Raw genomic sequence first — 14,844 nt, forward strand, 5'->3', positions numbered from 1 at the left:
TCAGCTCACCACTCCGGTCATGACACCGACGGGTATGGAGATGAACCCGGCGGTGAGAACGATGGCCAGGGCGTTGGCGATGGCCTTGAGGGCGCGGTCACGGGTGTGGCTGCCCGCGCCGAGGGTCTGCGCGGCGCTCCAGAAGCCGTGCCGGACGTGCATGCCCATGGCCAGCATCGCCACGATGTAGATGACGTTCCCGTACCAGGTGGAGAAGGTGTCCACCACGTTCTGGTACGGATGGCCCTCCTGGAATCCGCCGGAGTGCGTGGTGCCGGTGGTGAGGTCCAGGACGTGCCAGACGATGAACAGGCCCAGGATCACCCCGCCCCAGCGCATGGTCCGGGTGGCATAGCTCATCCGTGGCTTGGTATGGACGTACTTCTGCGGGCGGGCCTTGATGTCGCGCCGGCTCAGCTGGTAGGCGGACACGGCGTGCAGGATCACCGCGGCCAGGAGGACGATCCGGGCGATCCACAGGCCCCACTCATGGTGCAGAACGGGGGCTCCCATGACACGCAGCCAGTGTCCGTAGGCGTTGAACTCCCCAGGGCCGAAGAAGATCTTCATGTTCCCGAGCAGGTGGGCGCAGAGGTAGCCGATCATGATCAGACCGGTCGCGCCCATGACGATCTTCTTGCCGAGGGTCGATTGCCAGAAATTGAGCGCGATGGACGGCCGCCGCTCCGCCCGCGTCGGCCGCTGCTCCGGCCGCGTTGTCAATGCCATGCACACGACGGTAGAACCGGACGGGTCAAAAGGGCCAAGATATGATTCTGATCATCTCGATAGGCGATGCCTATCGAAGGCCGCTCGGATCCGGCCACGCTTGACGTTGTCGTCCATGCGGCCAGGGAAAAACGGCCAGGGAAAACCGGTCAGCGGAAGCCCTCGCGGGTGATGGCGAGCGCCCGGCGGAGGAGGTCCACGACGTCGCGCTCGCGGCGTTCGAGAGCCGTCTGCCCGACGACGCGGAAGGCGGCGAGCAGGGTCGCGGCGAGGATCTGGGCCCGCAGGGGCGTATCCGGTCCGGCGGGCAGGCGCTCCTCGACGGCCACGGCGAGATCGCGTTCCGCGGCGGCGTAGGTGGCGACCAGCTCGGACAGCAGCGCCGGGTGCAGCCGCAGGGTCCGGTAGCGCTCCTCCTGCTCCGGGTCGGCCGCGAACTCGGTGGAGTGCTGTTCGGCGGCGCCGATGACCGCCGCCATCAGGGATTCTCGCGCCGGGCGGGCGCGGATGAGCTCGACCAGCCGGACCGTACGCGCCCGGTCGTGGTGCAGCAGCGCCTGCTCCTTGCTGGCGAAGTAGTTGGAGAAGGTGCGCCGGGAGACGGTGGCGGCATCGGCGATGGCCTCCACCGTAAGGCTCTCGACGCCGTGCTCGGCGGCTAGGAGCACGGCGGCGTCGTGCAGTGACTGGCGGGTCGCCGCCTTCTTGCGCTCACGCAGGCCGGTAGTCATCGCCGATGAGCATACGGGAGAAGGCCGATTCTTTCCCGTTGGGCAATCTTGCGCACTGGGAATGTTTCTGTGAGGCTGAGCCGGCGCCGCCGATCAACCGTCGGCCGGTCAGCAGCGGCTGGTCAGTCGCCGACCGGTCAGCCGTCGACCGGTCAGCCACCGGTCAACGCCGCCCCGGATGGCATCCGAGCTCCGGACGGCATCCGAGCCCCGCACACCTTCCGACGCCAGAGGCCCGAGGACCCCCTATGCCCACCCCCCAACGCCCGCCCACCGCCACCACCCCCATGGACACCGAGGAGCTGGGATTCGACCCGGACGCCCTGCGGACGAAGTACCGGGCCGAACGCGACCGCCGGATCCGCCCCGACGGCAACAAGCAATACCGGCGCATCGCCGGGGAGTTCGGCTCGTACGCCCAGGACCCGTATGTGGAGCCGGGGTTCACCCGGGAGCCACTGCGCGACCGGGTCGAGGTGCTGATCATCGGGGGCGGATTCGGCGGTCTGCTCGCCGGTGCGAGGTTGCGGCAGGCCGGTGTGCGCGAGATCCGCCTGATCGAGCAGGGCGGAGACTTCGGCGGGACCTGGTACTGGAACCGCTATCCGGGGGTCCAGTGCGACATCGAGTCCTACGTCTATATGCCCCTGCTCGAGGAGGTCGGCTACGTACCGCGGTGGCGCTACGCACCCGGTGAGGAGATCAGACAGCACGCACGGGCGATCGGGCGACACTTCGACCTCTACCGCGATGTCCGCTTCCAGACCCAGGTGACCGAACTCCACTGGGACGACACCGAGTTGGAGTGGACCGTGCACACCGACCGGGACGACCGCATCCGTGCCCGCTATGTGGTCATCTCCAGCGGAACACTCAGCCGGGCGAAACTCCCCGGCATCCCCGGGATCGAGACCTTCCAGGGGCATACGTTCCACACGAGCCGCTGGGACTACGACTACACCGGCGGCGACGCGAGCGGCGGTCTGCGCAAACTGGCCGACAAGCGCGTGGCCCTCATCGGCACCGGCGCGACCGCCATCCAGGCCGTGCCACATCTGGGGCGCGACGCCGAGCAGCTGTATGTGTTCCAGCGCACGCCGTCCTCGGTCGATGTACGCGGCAACCACCCCACCGACGACGGCTGGGCCGCGTCGCTCACGCCCGGCTGGCAGCGGCGCCGCAGGGACAACTTCCTCGCCGTCGTCACCGGTGGCCAGGCGGACGAGGACCTGGTGGGCGACGGCTGGACGAGCACCGCCCGGTTACAGCAGAAGCTCATCCCGACCGACAGCTACGCGGACCTCCCGCCCCAGGAGCGCGAACGCCTCTACGAGCTCGCCGACTTCCAGAAGATGAACGGAATCCGCGACCGAGTGGACTCCATCGTCGAGAACACGGCGACGGCCGAGGCCCTCAAGCCGTGGTACCGCTATATGTGCAAGCGCCCCACGTTCAGCGACACTTATCTGGACACCTTCAACCGGCCCAATGTCACGCTGGTGGACACGGCCGACCACGGGGGCGTCGAGCGCATCACCGAGAAGGCCGTCGTGGTCGGCGGGGCCGAGTACGAGGTCGACTGCGTCATCTTCGCCACCGGCTTCGAGGTCGGCGTCTCCGGAATCACCTCCGGACTCCTCCCGGTGCACGGCCGGGGCGGTGTCGCCCTGACCGAAGCCTGGAGCGGCGGCCCGAAGACACTGCACGGCTTCTACAGCCACGGCTTCCCCAACCTCTTCCAGCTCGGCCCGCTGCAGAACGCCAGCTCCGTCAACTATGTGCACATCCTCGATGAGCAGGCCATTCACGTCGCCGAGGTGCTCGCCGAGGCGCGCAAGCGCGGGGCCCGGCATGTCGAGCCGACCGCCGAGGCCGAGGCGGCGTGGCGCGCCACGATCCGTGAGAAGGCGGCGGACCTGTACGCCTTCCATGCCGAGTGCACCCCCGGCTACTACAACAACGAGGGCATGCCGAGGGAGCGCAGCGAGTCCTTCGGCGACGGGCCGGTCGCCTTCCACGAACTGCTCAGGCGCTGGCGCGCGGACGGCGGCATGGACGACGTCCTGGTCCCCTGACACCGATGTGTGCCACTTGTACGGAAGGAGAGGCGATGCACCCCAGCCGGTTCGACGACACCGGCCGTACGCAGGTCACGAGCGATCGTATGGAGGTGCGGCGACTCACCCGGGCGAACCGGCTGTGGGGTTCCAACGGCGTCACCTTCGGCCCCGACGGGCGGCTGTACGTGGCGCAGTTCCTCGCCGGGCAGATCAGCGCCGTGGACCCGGCCTCGGGCGACATCGAGGTGGTGGTGCCGCTCGACGGCCCGGTGGAGGCGCCGGACGACCTGGCCTTCGGGGCGGACGGCTCGATGTACATCGCCGATCTGACCCCCGGCCGGGTGTGGCGGCGCGGCCCCGGGGGCGAGTACACGCTCGTCTCCGACCAGGTGTCGGTGCCCAACGGCATCACCTGCGTCGGCGACCGCCTCTTCGTCAACGAGATGAAGATGAACGGCCGCCTGATGGAGCTGTTTCCGGACGGTGGCGACCCGGCGGTGCTGACCGACGGACTGGCCCTGGGCAACGCGATGCAACTCGGCCCGGACGGATGTCTGTACTACCCGCAGATGATGCGCAACCAGGTCTGGCGGATCCCGCCCGACGGCGGGGTGCCCGAGCTGGTGGCCGAGGAGGTGGACGACCCGGTCGCGGTGCGGTTCGACCGTGGCGGCGTCCTCGTCGTCCTGTCCCGTGGCAGGGCCGGGGTGGTGACCCGTATCGATCTGAACACCGGGGCCCGGTCGGTCGTCGCCACCGGCGTCGTGGGGCTGGACAACGCCGCGTTCGACCACGAGAACCGCATGTTCGTGTCCAGCTTCGCCAGTGGCGGGATCGCGGAGGTGCACACCGACGGCCGGACCCGGGTGGTGGTCCCGCAGGGGTTCGACGGGCCCTTCGGCATTACGGTCGACCTCGGTGGCACGGTGTACGCGGCCGACCACTTCCGGCTGGCGAGCCCGGATGCCACCGGCCACGACGGGCAGGAGCCCGGTGTCGTCACCCATGAGCTGATGTACGCCGTGCACAACGTCACCGCCGACGACGGCCTGCTCCACCTCACCTCACAACTCGGCGATGTACGCACCCACGACCCCGTGGACCGGACCATGCGGGTGCGCGCGACCGGGCTGGACCAGCCCACCGGAATCGCCGTCGCACCGGACGGCTCCCTCGTGGTCGCCGAGACCGGCGTCGGCCGCGTCCTGCGCATCGATGACACCGACACGGTCAGCGTGCTCGCCGAGGGACTCGACCACCCTTTGGACATCGCCTTCGACGGCCAAGGGCGCTGCTACGTGAGCGACGACCGGCGTGGCGCGGTGCTCCGGCTGGAGGACGGCGAGGCGGTGGTCGTCGCGGACGGGCTCGGCGAACCGCAGGGCCTCGCCGTGCGCGGCGACGAGCTGTTCACGGTGGAGGTCGCGCACCGGCGGCTGCGGGCGATCTCGCTCGCCACGGGCGAGAGCAGGACCGACGCGGAGGGCCTGGCGGTCGGCCTGCCGCCCGGGGTCACCCGCACCGAACCCGAGCCGGTTCCCGGAGTCCCCGGCCGCCCGCGCCAGTTCGCCGGGCTCGCCGTGGCACCGGACGGGGCCCTCCTCGTATCGGCCAACGGGGAGGGGAGTGTGCTGCGTCTGGACGCGCCTGCCGAGTGAGCCACCGCGACTCCAGGACCTCATCAGGACCTCATCAGGATCCCATCCGGGATGATTTTCCCTCCTTCGTGTGATCTTCCAGGTGCATGCCCCCATGTGCTGGTCTGTTCCTGAACACTGGACGGACAGGGGAGGCACGTCGAGGAGGGGATATGGCGGGCGACACGGTTCTGTTCGCGGTGCGGGAGCACCCCGGGGACGACACGGTCGGAGCCGAGCAGCTGCGCAGGATCCGCACGGAGCTGGAAGCGGGCGGGTTCGCGGTGCGATGGGCCGGCACCGGCGCCGACGCCCGGACGGTGTTGCGCACCGAGGCCGGTCTCGCCGCCGCGCTGGTCGACTGGGGACTCGACTCGCGCGACGAACCCAGCGGCGAGTTGGGTGGCGAGTTGGGTGGCGCCGCGGTGCTGCGCCAGGTCGGCCGGCGGTTCCAGAATCTGCCGGTCTTCCTGATCGCGGCCGATGAGAGCCTTGAAGAACTGCCGCTGTGGGTGTCGGAGACCGTGGTCGGCTATGTCTGGCCCACGGAGGACACCGTCGCCTTCATCGCCGGGCGGATCTCCAGCGCCGCCCGCGTCTACCGCGAGGCCGTTCTGCCGCCGTTCTTCAAGGCGCTGCGCCGCTTCGACGATACGCATGAGTACTCATGGCACACCCCGGCCCACTCCGGCGGTGTCGCCTTTCTGAAGTCACCGGTGGGCCGGGCCTTCCACGACTACTTCGGGGAGCGGCTCTTCCGCAGCGATCTGTCGATCTCGGTCGAGGCGCTCGGTTCGCTGTTCGAGCACACGGGCCCGATCGGCGACGCGGAGCGGAACGCGGCCCGGGTCTTCGGCGCCGACCTCACCTACTTCGTCCTCCACGGGGACTCCACCTGTGACCGCCTGGTCGGCCACTTCAGCGTCACCCGGGACGAGATCGCGCTGGTGGACCGGAACTGCCACAAGTCGGTGCTGCACGGCCTGGTCGTCTCCGGCGCCCGGCCGGTCTATCTGATCCCCACCCGCAATGGCTACGGACTGTCCGGGCCGCTGCCCCCGGATGAGATCCGGGCAGCCACGGTGGCCGCCCGGATCGCGGGAAACCCGCTGACGCGCGGCGCGCTCTCCGCCGAGGCCCAGTACGCGGTCTTCACCAACTCCACCTACGACGGACTGTGTTACGACGCCGTGCAGGCCGCCCGAGGGCTCGCGGCCAGCACCCCACGCGTCCACTTCGACGAGGCATGGTTCGCCTACGCCCGTTTCCATCCCCTCTACGCGGGGCGCTACGGCATGTCGGTGGGGCCCGAGACCTTCCCCGGGCCCGAGCGGCCCACCGTCTTCGCCACCCAGTCCACCCATAAGCTGCTGGCCGCGCTCTCGCAGAGCGCCATGGTGCACATCAAGCCCGCGCCCCGGGCCCCGGTGGAGCACGACCGGTTCAACGAGGCGTTCATGATGCACGGCACCACCTCGCCGCTGTATCCGATGATCGCCTCCTTGGATGTGGCCACCGCGATGATGGACGGGCCACAGGGCCGCTGGCTGATCGACGAGGCGGTGGCCGAGGCGGTCCGCTTCCGTCAGTCGGTGGTGCGGATCGGGCGCCGTATCAAGGCCGCCGGGGACCGCCCCGCCTGGTTCTTCGGGATCTGGCAGCCGGAGACCGTGACCGACCCGGCCAGCGGTGAGCGGCTGCCCTTCGACGAGGCCCCGGCCGAACTGCTGCGCACGGACCCCTCGTGCTGGGAGCTGGAACCGGACGCCGAGTGGCACGGTTTCCCGGGGCTCGGCCAGGGCTACTGCATGCTCGATCCGCTCAAGGTCACCGTGACCTGCCCGGGGATCGACGCGAGCGGCCGGATGGCCGATTGGGGCATCCCCGCCCGGGTCCTCACCTCCTATCTGGCGACCCGGCACGTGGTGGTCGAGAAGACGGACAGCTACACCACCCTGGTCCTGTTCTCCATGGGCATCACCAAGGGCAAATGGGGAACCCTGCTGGACGCCCTGATGGACTTCAAGGCCCTCTACGACGAGGACGCGCCACTGGACCGCGTCCTGCCCGGACTGGTCGCCGCGTATCCCGGCCGCTACACCGGCCGGACCCTGCGTGAGCTGTGCCAGGAGATGCACGACCAGCTGCGGGAGGTGAGCCTGGTGCAGCTGCTGGACACCGCCTTTCAGGAGCTGCCGGAGCCGGTCGTCCCACCACAGCTCTGCTACCAGCGACTCATCCGCGGCGGTACGGAGCGGGTGCGGATTTCCGAGGCGGCGGGACGGGTGGCCGCGGCCATGGTCACCGTCACTCCACCCGGTATCCCGGTGCTGATGCCCGGCGAGGGCATCGGCACGCCCGACGGTCCACTGCTGCGCTATCTGACCGCGTTGGAGACGTTCGACCGGCGCTTTCCCGGATTCCGCAGCGAGACCCATGGCGTGACCCTCGACCCGGAAACCGGCGACTACCTGATCGAGTGTCTGTCCCAGGGCGAGGAGGCTCCCAGAGCGGCCCTGGGCGATGCGCGCGAGCTCGCTGTCCCGGCTCCGGCCACGGCTCCGACCGCGGCCCCGGCGGAGCACCCCTGAATTCGTCGGCGGCGCCTGTCGCCAGATCGGCGGCCGCTCGGACACCTCAGGACAGGTCGACCCACACCTTTCCCGACGCGGTGTACGCCGCGGTGAATGCCTCCTGGACGTCGTCGAGGGGGTAACCGTCGCTGACCACCGCGCCTAGCCGGGGTGGGGTCCGGGACTCCAGGGCACTGACGGTCTGTGCGAAGTCCACCGGATGGTCGTAGATCATGCTGCCGATGAGGGTGATCTGGCCCGCCACCAGATCCCGCGGCGAGACCCCGAGCGGGGCGGCGTTCATCCCGATCAGCACGGCGGTGCCGGGTTTGGCGAGCCGCCGCAGCCCCTGCTCGACCACGCCGGGGGCTCCGGAGGTCTCGAAGAGACAGGGGAGCCCGGCCACGTCCACCGGCAGGGGCGTCGCGCCGAGGGAGCACGCGCGGTCGAGCCGGGCCTCGTTGGGCTCCTGGACGAACACCGTCACACCATGGCCGACCAGCGCCTGGCACAGCAGCAGACCCTGGGAACCGGCCCCGATCACCAGGCAGCTCTGCCCCGGTGCGATCCCCGAGCGCCGCATCGCCGCCCGTGCCACCGTCGCGGGTTCCACACAGACCAGGTCCTCGAGGGGCAGACGCGGGGCGACCGGCCATACGAACGCGGCCGGAGCGGCCACATAGTCACTCAGCAGACCGGGGACGGTCAGCCCTACGGCGGCCCGCCCCTCACAGGCCGACGTCCGCCCGGCGCGGCAGGGTTCGCACATCAGACAGCAGTAGTCCGGTTCGATGACCACGTCCTGGCCGATGCGCGGACCGCTGACCTCACGGCCCAGCTCGACGATCCGCCCCGTCCCCTCGTGGCCCAGGACCCAGGGCAGGCTCGGTGGCCGCCGGCGTCCCGAGTGCACCGCGAGATCGGAGCCGCACAGCCCCGTGCCCCGCATGCGGATCAGCACATCTCCCGGGCCGCAGGACGGCTCCGGCACGGACACCACGGACAGCGCGCCGGGCTCGGTCAGCACGGCGGCCCTCAAGGGGGCGCCTGCTTTCCGATGGGACGCGCCGTCGGCATCATGCCAAAAGCGTGCCACACATGATCGGCGCGGCGGTAGACCACGGCACCGGCCCACATCAGCCGCCCACGCCACCGGCCCACCTGAGCGAGTCCCCGGCCACCGCACACCTCGTACGCGTACGCTGTGGGCGCAATCGACTTACCAGAGTTAGGAGTTGGAACGGCCATGTCGGACAGCACCCTGGCCCCCGATATAGATCAGGCCCTGTACGCACTCTCACCCGAGGGTCGGAAGCTTCTCTTCACCGAGGCCAAGACGGCCTATGACTTCAGCGACAAGCCGGTGGGCGACGACCGACTGCGGGCCATCTACGAACTGTTCAAATGGGCCCCGACGTCGGCGAATATCAATCCGCTGCGCATTCTGTACGTACGCACCGAGGAAGGAAAGCAGCGGCTGCTGCCCGGGGTGGCGCAGCCCAATCAGGAGCAGACCGCCTCGGCCCCGGTCACCGCGGTACTGGCCGCGGACACCCGTTACCCGGAGTATGTGCCGTTCCTCGCTCCGTCCAACCCGCAGTTACAGCAGATGCTGGAGGCCAACCAGGAACTGCGCGAGACCCACATGGACTTCAACGCGGTACTCCAGGCAGGCTACTTCGTGCTGTCCGTCCGCGCGGCGGGGCTCGCCGCCGGGCCGATGAAGGGATTCAACGCCGAGGCGGTGGACAAGGAGTTCTTCCCCGATGGCCGGTGGCGGTCGCTCCTGCTGGTCAACATCGGCTACCCGAGCCCCGAAGCCTTCCGGGACCGGCTTCCGCGGCCCTCGTACGAGCAGGCGGTACAGCTGGTCTGACCTCAACGGAGTGATGTGAGGCGCCCGCCTCCATGGGATCAGGCCACTTCAGCCGCGGTGGCCTGATCCCCCTTCGCACCGGCCTTCGCCGGACCTCCGCCCGGCTTTCGCACCGGGCGGCGCGCCCTCGCGCGCGTCCGTCTCGCCCGACGGCGGCACGCCGAGCCCCGTACGAGGAACCCATCAAGCACCGTCGATTTTCGGCCCAATCACCGACCCCCGCCCCCTCGCCCACACCGCCCGTACCGTGCCTTCCCATGGCGACGGGGGCCACGTAGCATCGGCCGAAAAGTGCGGCGTGATCGTTTCGTGATATACAACTCATTCGCTTGACAGTGCGGCGCGCCGGGACCTACGCATAGGACCCGAGAGTGCCCCCTACCCGGTGCATGTCGCCCCCTACCCGGTGCATGTCACAGCCACCACGCGCTGTTCGCATGCTGTTGAAACACAAGACTCCGGCCGGCTCGCGTCTTTCCCTCATCCATTTCTCTTCCCCTGGCGGTTGGCCACGGGCATCAAGGGTGGACAACGCACCTGTGCCGCTGAGGAGTTCTGCCTGCTCGTCATGCGCTTTCGCGCGGGCACGCCCCATGAGTGGCCGCGCGGATGGAGGAATGTCAGAAAGCGGGGTGCCTGTGAGCTTGTTGGAATGCCACGATTCCACGGTTGGCGCCGGTCGGTCGGCGATCGGTTTCCGGAAGGACCAGGAGGACCGGGAAAATGAGGGGGGCCGCGCGCCCGGCGGGGCGCTTCCCGACCTGGTCGAGCGCGATGACATCCTGACCGGCCTGGGTCGCCTGCTCGCCGATGCCACGAAAGGCAAGGGGCAGCTGGCCGTCGTGGACGGGCCGCTGGGAAGTGGCAAGAGCAGGCTGGTGCACGAGTTCCTCGAAGACCTCGAACCGGGCGGCGCCCGCGTGCTGAGGGCCACCGCCTCGCTCCGCGAGCACCTTCTGCCGTTCGGCGTGGTGACCCAGCTCTTCCACGGCATGACGATTCCGCCGCCCAGCCGGGACCGGGTGCGCGCGCTGCTCGCCTCGGCGGTCGAACACACGGTCACCGACGGGCGGTTAGCCGGGAGCGGCTGGGAGACGCAGGTCGTCGACGTCTTCCAGAAGCTGACCATGGAGCTGGCCCATCTGGCCGAGACCACCCCCTTGGTGATCTGCGTCGACAACGCCCACTACCTGGACCAGCCCTCGCTGCACTTCCTCGCCGGCCTCGTCCCCTGGCTGCATTCCGCCCGTATCCTGGTGCTCCTCACCGATGACCACACCCTGCGGTGGCCGCGCTCGCCCCTGCTGGCCGGGCTGCTCTCGCAGAGTCCCAACGCCCACCGGATCGCCGTGCGGCCCCTGAGCCGCAGCGGAGTCGACGCCCTGGCCGTCCGGCTGCTCGGCCCGCACACCGCGTCCCCCCGGCTCACCGCGGAGTTCCACCGCATCAGCGGCGGCAACCCCTTGGCCGTGCAGGCCCTGATCATCGATCAGCAGGCGGGGGGCGCCTGCTACCCCGAAGGCTACGGACGGGCGCTGCTCGAGCTGGTGGCGCACTCCCGGCCGTCGATGCTGTCCGTGGTGCGCGCCCTCGCCGTGCTCGGCGGCACGGCACCGGTGGCGGACGTGGCCCGACTGGCCGGAGTGGATTCCACGGTGACCGGCTGGGCCCTGCACGCCCTGTCCGGCGCCGGGCTGCTCACCAAGGGCCAGGCGTTCCGCCATCCGGTGGCCGCCACCGCCGTGCTGGACGACATGCCCGCCGACAGCCGGGCCGCACTGCACCGCGCGGCCGCCGAGCTGCTGCACGAGGCCGGGGCGCCCGCGCTGACGGTGGCCGGGCAGTTGCTCAGCGCCGGGGGCCCCGGTGCCGACTGCGCCACCGAGGTGCTGGTCACGGCCTCCGACGAGGCGCTGGCGACCGGCGATGTGGGCACCGCGCTCAGCTGCTTGGACCTCGCCCAGCACACCCGGGCCGACGACCCCACCGCGGCACGCATCCGCGCCCGGCTCAGCAGGTTGGAGTGGCAGCTGAAACCGCAGGTCGCCGTCCGCCATCTCCGCCCCCAGCTGCGCGACTTCACCGCGGGCCACCTGGACCGGCGGGAGGTCTCCGAACTGGTGCTGGGCCTGACCCAGGCCGGTGCGCTCGATGAGCTGACCGCCCTGCTGGAGGCCCTGCGCACCCGCGCCCACCAGGGCGCCGGCCCCGGAACCGAGGACATCCGCCCCCTGACGAACTGGGCGGCGATGGCGTACCCCCTCCACACCGGGCTGCGGAAACTGGCCCATTCGGTGGCCGCCGCCACCCCGGAGGCCGCCCCCTGCCATGACCCGTGGCTGCCCTCGGCGGTCACCCTGGCCGACGATCTGATCAGCGGACGCAACGACCAGCTGACGCACCGCGCCGAACTGCTGCTGCGCACCTTCCACCTCGACCACGGCTCGCTGTGGAACGCCGAGTCCGGAGCGCTCGCCCTGCGCGCACTGCTCCACGCGGGCCGCCTGGACGAGGTCGTGGTCTGGTGCGAAAAGCTCGAGACCGAGGCCGCCGCCCACCAGGCCGTCGCCTGGCAGGGGAAGTTCCTCGCCATCCGCGCCGAGGCCCATCTGCGGCAGGGGCGCCTGACCTCCGCCCATGACCTGGCGGCCCGCGCCATGGCCCTCGTACCGCCCCAGGGCTGGGGCATCGGCCTGGCCGGGGTGCTGGGCTGCGCCATCCTGGCCGCCACCCGCTCCGGCAGGCTGGAGCAGGCGGAGAAGTATGTGGCGCAGCCGATCCCCGAGCAGGCCCTGTACGGCCGCCACGGCGCGCACTATCTGCACGCCCGGGGCCACTACCGGCTGGCCACCCACCACCCTCAGGCCGCGCTCGCGGACTTCCTGGCCTGCGGCAGATTCGCCGAGACCTGGCAGACGCCCGGCCCCGACGTGGTCCCGTGGCGCACCAGCGCGGCCGAGGCATGGCTGGCACAGGACGACCAGGACCAGGCCAAGCGTCTGGTACGGGAGCAGATGGCCCGGCTGCTCCCGGGCCCCTCCCGGGCCCGCGGGCTGTCTCTGCGTACCCTGGCGGCGGTCAGCCGGGTCACCCGCCGCCCGCAACTGCTCACCGAGGCGGTCGACATGCTCAAGGACAGCGGCGACGACTACGAGCTGGCCTGTGCGCTGATCGACCTCAGCACGGCCTTGAAGGACACCGGGGACCAGCGCAACGCCCGCCGGGTGGCCCACCGAGCCTGGCACCTGGCGAAGCAGACGGGGGCCGAGCACCTGTGCCGGGAGGCCGCGCTCGACCCCATCGACCCCGAGGCGGCGATGTCCGCGCATCAGCGCCAGGACGGGTTGTCCGCGCTCACCACACAGGAGCGGAGGATCGCGCTACTGGCGGCCAAGGGCTACACCAACCGCGAGATCGCCGCCAAGCTCTACATCACCGCCAGCACGGTCGAGCAGCACCTCACCCGGGTGTTCCGTAAAGTCAACGTCAAGCGGCGGCAGGATCTGCCGCACTTCCTCTAGCCTCCTTCTCACTCCGGTCACTTCACCAGCCCGGACCTGAACTGGTTGACCAGCTCGGCGAGTTCACGTGAGGTGCGGGCCGCGCCATAGATGTGGTGATCCGGGCGCACCAGCAGGAACCGTGCCCGTGCCGCTCGCAGAAACGGCAGATACACCTCGTCGACGTCGATGACGGCACCCGGTGCCGCCTCGGCACCCTCCGCCACCATATGCACCACACGCGTACCGAGCCCGGTGAGGAAGGTGAGCTCGGACTCCTCAAGCGCCACGGCCGGATCCGCCGACCCCAGCAGCACCGGACCGGTGCCCACCACCTCGTCGAACAGCCCGGTCGCGCCCTCGTGCCGCACCCGGCCCTGGGGCATCACCTCCCCGGCCGGTGGCACCGGCGCCGTGCCGATGCCGGTGTACAGCAGGCCGGTCCGCAGCGGCGGACCCGCGGCGCCGCGCTGCCCGCCCCGGCCGGTGTCGGCGCCGCCCGCGAGCAGCGAGGCGTCCCGGCTCGTGGCGGTGGCGGCGTCGGTCACGCACAGCACTCTGCCCAGCCGCACCGCCGTGTCGATGGCCTCCCGCACATGGCCGACGCGCTCTCGCGGATAGGTGTCCAGCAGTCCCTCACCTGCGGCGCCCCGCAGCACCAGATCCAGCTTCCAGGACAGATTGAGCACGTCCCGGATGCCCGCGCACATGCCCTGACCGGTGAACGGCGGCATCAGATGGGCGGCGTCCCCGGCCAGCAGCACCCGCCCCCGCCGCCACTCGTCCGCCCAGGCGGCCTGGAAGCTGTAGACGGCGTGCCGGTGCAGGGTGGCGTTCTCCGGGGTGACGTCGAAGCGCTCCAGCAGCCGCCAGGCCGTCTCCGCCCGGTTCAGCTCGGCCACGCTCTCCCCGGGCAGCCGCATGAACTCCCAGCGCCTGCGCCCCGGTCCGCTTCCCACCGCCGTCGTGGGCCGGGCCGGATCGCAGTGCTGCACATTGAGCGGGGAGAACACCCGCGGTTCGTGGAGCACCACATCGCACAGCAGCCAGTCGAAGGAGAAGCCGAGATCCGTCCGGCGCACCCCGATGTGGTCGCGGACGAAACTGTTCGCCCCGTCGCACCCGACCACCCACGAGGCGCCGCACCGCAGCCGCTCACCCGCCGTGTCGGTCGCGGTGAGCTCCACTCCGGTACCGTCGTCCACCAGGTCCGCCGCCTCGTAACCGCGCAGCACCCGCAGGTTGGGCAACTCCTCGGCGCGGGCGCACAGCACCGCCTCCAGCGCGGGCTGGTGCATCGTGGTCGTCTCCGGCCAGCCGTGCACACCGCGTTCGGCGAGCTCGACCCGTAGCAGGGACCTGCCCTCGGCATTGCGCCAGTCGTAGGCGTCGGCCGGCAGACCGATCTCCGGATACGACCCGGCCACCCCCAGCGACGCCAGGGTCCGGGCCGTCTCACCGTCGAAGCTGGTCGCCCGCGGCAGTGTGTACGGCTGCTCCCACCGCTCCACGACCAGCACCCGCCACCCCCGGGTGGCCAGCAGGATGGACAGCACCTGACCGATGGGTCCGTAGCCGACGACGAGCACATCCGCATCCGGAGTGTCCGGCCCCCTGCCAGAGCCCGCAGAGCACATCCACGCCTCCCTCATCCGGTGCCGCGAAGCTATCAGCGGAGGCCCGAACGGACTGTGACAAAGGGGGCTTGACGATCACGAAGTAAGGGGGGATGAGGGGG

9 protein-coding genes are annotated in these 14,844 nt (G+C 70.4%); 5 read left to right on the plus strand and 4 right to left on the minus strand.

Features of this window, described 5'->3' with window-relative positions; translation table 11 throughout:
- Together LIV37_RS45980 and LIV37_RS45985 are read right to left on the minus strand one after the other, a co-directional pair.
- Positions 1 to 729, minus strand: a complete 729-nt coding sequence (locus LIV37_RS45980; RefSeq protein WP_121826587.1) for a succinate dehydrogenase — start codon at positions 727 to 729, stop codon at positions 1 to 3.
- 149 nt (positions 730 to 878) lie between these two features.
- Positions 879 to 1,460 (minus strand): TetR/AcrR family transcriptional regulator, encoded by a 582-nt coding sequence (locus LIV37_RS45985; protein WP_020873928.1) that lies wholly within the window; start codon positions 1,458 to 1,460, stop codon positions 879 to 881.
- Between the two features lie 248 nt (positions 1,461 to 1,708).
- On the opposite strand from LIV37_RS45985, the gene LIV37_RS45990 reads away from it, so the two are divergent.
- The 3 genes from LIV37_RS45990 (at position 1,709) to LIV37_RS46000 (ending at position 7,748) form a co-directional block, all read left to right on the plus strand.
- Positions 1,709 to 3,535: a flavin-containing monooxygenase gene (locus tag LIV37_RS45990; protein ID WP_020873929.1), complete on the plus strand. Its 1,827-nt coding sequence runs from the start codon at positions 1,709 to 1,711 to the stop codon at positions 3,533 to 3,535.
- A gap of 35 nt (positions 3,536 to 3,570) precedes the next feature.
- Positions 3,571 to 5,178: an NHL repeat-containing protein gene (locus LIV37_RS45995; protein WP_020873930.1), complete on the plus strand. Its 1,608-nt coding sequence runs from the start codon at positions 3,571 to 3,573 to the stop codon at positions 5,176 to 5,178.
- A 152-nt stretch (positions 5,179 to 5,330) separates the two neighbouring features.
- Positions 5,331 to 7,748, plus strand: a complete 2,418-nt coding sequence (locus LIV37_RS46000) for an Orn/Lys/Arg family decarboxylase (protein WP_020873931.1) — start codon at positions 5,331 to 5,333, stop codon at positions 7,746 to 7,748.
- A gap of 46 nt (positions 7,749 to 7,794) precedes the next feature.
- On the opposite strand, the gene LIV37_RS46005 is transcribed toward LIV37_RS46000, so the two are convergent.
- The gene (locus LIV37_RS46005) at positions 7,795 to 8,769 is read right to left on the minus strand and encodes a zinc-dependent alcohol dehydrogenase (RefSeq protein WP_214664192.1); all 975 of its coding nucleotides are present in this window, start codon (positions 8,767 to 8,769) and stop codon (positions 7,795 to 7,797) included.
- Positions 8,770 to 8,976: 207 nt separating this feature from the next.
- Between LIV37_RS46005 and LIV37_RS46010 the strand changes: the two genes are divergently transcribed.
- Together LIV37_RS46010 and LIV37_RS46015 are read left to right on the plus strand one after the other, a co-directional pair.
- Positions 8,977 to 9,606: a malonic semialdehyde reductase gene (locus LIV37_RS46010; RefSeq protein ID WP_020873933.1), complete on the plus strand. Its 630-nt coding sequence runs from the start codon at positions 8,977 to 8,979 to the stop codon at positions 9,604 to 9,606.
- Between the two features lie 638 nt (positions 9,607 to 10,244).
- A complete protein-coding gene (locus tag LIV37_RS46015; protein WP_158635002.1) occupies positions 10,245 to 13,127 on the plus strand; it encodes a helix-turn-helix transcriptional regulator in 2,883 nt (960 codons plus the stop codon).
- 17 nt (positions 13,128 to 13,144) lie between these two features.
- Here LIV37_RS46015 and mhpA read toward each other — a convergent pair whose 3' ends face one another.
- Positions 13,145 to 14,743 carry a bifunctional 3-(3-hydroxy-phenyl)propionate/3-hydroxycinnamic acid hydroxylase MhpA gene (gene mhpA / locus LIV37_RS46020; RefSeq protein WP_121826585.1) on the minus strand — a complete coding sequence of 533 codons (1,599 nt, stop codon included), beginning with the start codon at positions 14,741 to 14,743 and terminating at the stop codon, positions 13,145 to 13,147.
- Positions 14,744 to 14,844: the final 101 nt, after the last annotated feature.

Origin of the sequence: Streptomyces rapamycinicus NRRL 5491, from assembly GCF_024298965.1 — a bacterium.
In the GTDB taxonomy this organism is placed as follows: Bacteria; Actinomycetota; Actinomycetes; order Streptomycetales; family Streptomycetaceae; genus Streptomyces; species Streptomyces rapamycinicus.